Source organism: Agromyces humi, from assembly GCF_009720255.1.
Taxonomy (GTDB): Bacteria; Actinomycetota; Actinomycetes; order Actinomycetales; family Microbacteriaceae; genus Agromyces; species Agromyces humi.
On record NZ_WJSP02000489.1, the window covers coordinates 1 to 2377 of the forward strand.

3 protein-coding genes and 1 pseudogene are annotated in these 2377 nt (G+C 73.3%); 3 read left to right on the plus strand and 1 reads right to left on the minus strand.

Annotation, left to right across the window (positions count from 1 at the left end):
• From GH736_RS21300 to GH736_RS21310, 3 genes are all read left to right on the plus strand, one after another.
• Nucleotides 1-267 (plus strand): hypothetical protein (locus GH736_RS21300; RefSeq protein WP_203230895.1); only part of this gene is annotated, 267 nt, incomplete at its 5' end.
• Nucleotides 264-1295: an ABC transporter ATP-binding protein gene (locus GH736_RS21305; RefSeq protein WP_159606871.1), complete on the plus strand. Its 1032-nt coding sequence runs from the start codon at nt 264-266 to the stop codon at nt 1293-1295. The genes GH736_RS21300 and GH736_RS21305, both read left to right, overlap by 4 nt.
• Nucleotides 1292-2044 (plus strand): amino acid ABC transporter ATP-binding protein, encoded by a 753-nt coding sequence (locus GH736_RS21310; protein ID WP_159606873.1) that lies wholly within the window; start codon nt 1292-1294, stop codon nt 2042-2044. The genes GH736_RS21305 and GH736_RS21310 overlap by 4 nt, the downstream gene beginning before the upstream one ends.
• Nucleotides 2045-2175: 131 nt before the next feature.
• Here the strand turns inward: GH736_RS21310 and GH736_RS24730 are convergent.
• Nucleotides 2176-2377: pseudogene (locus GH736_RS24730) on the minus strand (hypothetical protein); the annotation flags it as partial.

Sequence of the window (2377 nt, forward strand, 5' to 3'; positions counted from 1 at the left end):
GTCGCCTGGGAGATCGGACCGGTCGCGGTCGTCGCCGTCGTGGTGGGCGCGGTGCTCGGCGCCGTGCTGCCGTTCGTGGTGCTGCAGGGCGTCGACCTGCGCGCCTTCACGGGCGGCGACGTCCAGCCGACGGTGGTGTACGACCCGTGGCTCATCACGGCCGTGCTCGCCGGTTCGGTGCTCGTCACCGTCGTGGCCGCCGCCGCGGCATCCGGTATCGGCGGTCGCGTGAACGCGGCGCGCGCGATGCGCAAGGAGGAGGAATGATGTTCCCCATGGCCGACCAGCTCGCCGAGCCGCACATCCTGTGCACCGACCTCGTGCGCATCTTCACCGCCGACGGCGTCGAGGTGCAGGCACTGCAGGGGCTCAACCTGCGCGTCGGCGCCGGCGAGATGGTCGCCGTCGTCGGCGCGTCGGGGTCGGGCAAGTCGACGCTGCTCACGATCCTCTCCGGCCTCGACACCGCCACGGCCGGTGTCGCCCGGGTCGCCGGCCACGACCTGCTGTCGATGCGGTCGCGCGAGCGGGTGGCGTACCAGCGCCGCACCGTCGGATTCGTGTGGCAGCAGACCTCGCGGAACCTGCTTCCCTACCTCACGGCCGGTGAGAACGTCGCGCTCGCCATGAACGTCGCCCGCACCCAGCGGGGCGCAGCCCGCGCCCGGCGCGTCGACGAGCTCCTGGAGTTGACGGGCGTCGGCGAGGCGCGCGACCGTCGCCCCGCCGAACTGTCCGGTGGCCAGCAGCAGCGCGTGGCCATCGCCGTCGCCCTCGCGAATGCCCCGCTCGTGCTGCTCGCCGACGAGCCGACCGGCGAGCTCGACGAGGCCACCTCGGCCGCCGTGCTCGAGGCGATGCGCGGCGTGAACGAGGAGCTGGGCGTGACCACCCTCATCGTCACCCATGACCCGACCGTGTCCGACCACGTGCGGCGCACCGTGCAGATCCGAGACGGCCGCACGTCGACCGAGGTGCTGCGTTCCACCCACGTCGACGAGCACGGCGCCGAGCAGCACGTCGCCGAGGAGTTCGCGGTGCTCGACCGGGTGGGCCGGCTCCAGCTCCCCCACGACTTCGTGCAGCGCCTCGAGCTGCGCGAGCGGGTGCGCCTCGCCCTGGAGCCCGACCACGTCGGGGTCTGGCCGGGCCACGAGGGGGCGGATGCCGCGCCCCGACGGGTGGGCGAGGAGCCCATGGCATCCGGCGACCCCGACGCGACGCCGCCCGCGAGATCCGGGCGGCACGCGGCATCCGCCCCGCCCGCTTCATCCGACCAGGAGGAGGACGCATGACGACGCTTCGCGCCGAGTCGGTGACCCGCGTGTTCGAGACCCGCGGCGAGGCGGTGCACGCCGTGCAGGACGTGTCGCTCGAGGTGCGCCCGGGTGAGCTCCTCGTGGTGACCGGCCCCTCGGGAGCGGGCAAGACGACGCTCCTGAACCTGCTGGGCGGGCTCGACCGGCCGACGAGCGGGCGGGTGCTCCTCGGCGACGACGAGCTGTCCGCCCTCGGCGAGGACGCCCTCGCGGCCGTGCGCCGCGATCGGCTGGGCTACGTGTTCCAGTCGTTCGGGCTCATCCCGGTGCTGTCGGCCGCCGAGAACGTCGAGGTGCCCCTACGGCTGCAGCGGATGCCGGCCGCCGAACGGAACGCGAGGGTGGCGGAATCGCTCGAGCTCGTCGGGCTCGCGGGCCACGCGGCACAGCGACCCTACGAGCTCTCGGGCGGCCAGCAGCAGCGCGTCGCGATCGTGCGGGCCATCGCGACGTCGCCGCAGTTGCTGCTCCTCGACGAGGTCACGAGCGCCCTCGATCCCGAACTCGTCGGCGAGGTGCTCGCGCTCGTGCGCTCGCTCGCCGAGTCGGGCACGACGATCGTGATGGCGACGCACGAGATGGCCTTCGCACGCGACGTCGCCGACCGGGTGGTGTTCCTCGACGGCGGGCTCATCATCGAGGACCGCCCGGCTCGGGAGTTCTTCGCCGCACCGCGCGAGGATCGCACCCGGGAGTTCCTCGCCCGGTTCCTGCCCGACGCCTGACCCCGGTCAGCCCGTGAGGAGCGGGGGTGCGCATGCCGCCAGGGGGTTGTGCGCGACGCCTCTCAGGTCATCGTCGTGCGCATCCGGGGCGACGCCACCTTCGCCATGAAGAACGCGATCGGCGCCGACGATCATGACGACCGCGATGACGAGCGCGGCTCCCCCGCGCGAGGCGGTCGTCGATCTCGTGCTGCATCGTGAACGGTCCGGGCGACGTCGCAGAACGAGACCCCGTGCTCCTCGCAGAGCGCGAGCAGCTGGTCGGCGTTGTCGTAGGGCAGCGGATGCCGCAGCGCCTCGGACTCCTCGGGCGCGTCGCCGTCGCGCCGGATG